Raw genomic sequence first — 667 nt, forward strand, 5'->3', positions numbered from 1 at the left:
GCGTGGCTTCCACGGTGGACGTGGTGACGCCCCGCACCACGGTGCAGCAACCCGGCGAGGAATTGGCGCAGGCCGTGGGCCTCGACATGGCCGCATGGTGGCAGCCGACCGCAGAAGGCTATTTCAAGCACGTTCCGAAGGCCGTGATTCTGGATGCCGTGGGCGAGTACGCGCCGCAGCACGTCACCCGGCTGGCGAAGTTGAAGAAGGCCGACATTGCCAGCGAGGCCGAACGGCTGGCCGATGGCACCGGCTGGATGCCCGCCATCTTCAAGGCCGCAGGCCCGCAGGATGCCGCGCAGGAGGCAGGCCCGGAGCAGGACGCCCCGGAGGATGCCGAGGCAATAGCGGATGAACCTGCCGAGGCGCTGGCCGCTTGATCCGCGCCGAAGGCATGCGCCCCGGCCTCAACCGGGGCGCTTCGCTGGAAGGAGACACCCCCATGACCCGCACCACCATCAGCCGCCCGCGTATGGCTGCGATCTACGCCCCCGGCACGGTACGCGCCCGCCGCTGGCACGGCGATGGCGACGTGCGCGGCTACCGTCCGCCCTTGGGCTGGACGGCCTGCGCCGACCTCACCGACATTCATCCCATCACGGGCCGCGTCTTGCCGCGTGCCGTGTGGTGGCTCATCGAGACGAAGGAATAACCGCGATCAGCACCG

1 protein-coding gene and 1 pseudogene are annotated in these 667 nt (G+C 69.6%); both read left to right on the forward strand.

Annotation, left to right across the window (positions count from 1 at the left end):
* Window positions 1-380, forward strand: a pseudogene (locus HMPREF2914_RS25410) (chromosome partitioning protein ParB); the annotation flags it as partial.
* A 62-nt stretch (window positions 381-442) separates the two neighbouring features.
* Window positions 443-652, forward strand: coding sequence for a hypothetical protein (locus tag HMPREF2914_RS25415; protein WP_008643223.1), 210 nt, complete (start codon window positions 443-445; stop codon window positions 650-652).
* Window positions 653-667 lie beyond the last annotated feature (15 nt).

Origin of the sequence: Pseudomonas sp. HMSC067G02, from assembly GCF_001813485.1 — a bacterium.
Taxonomy (GTDB): Bacteria; Pseudomonadota; Gammaproteobacteria; order Pseudomonadales; family Pseudomonadaceae; genus Pseudomonas; species Pseudomonas aeruginosa.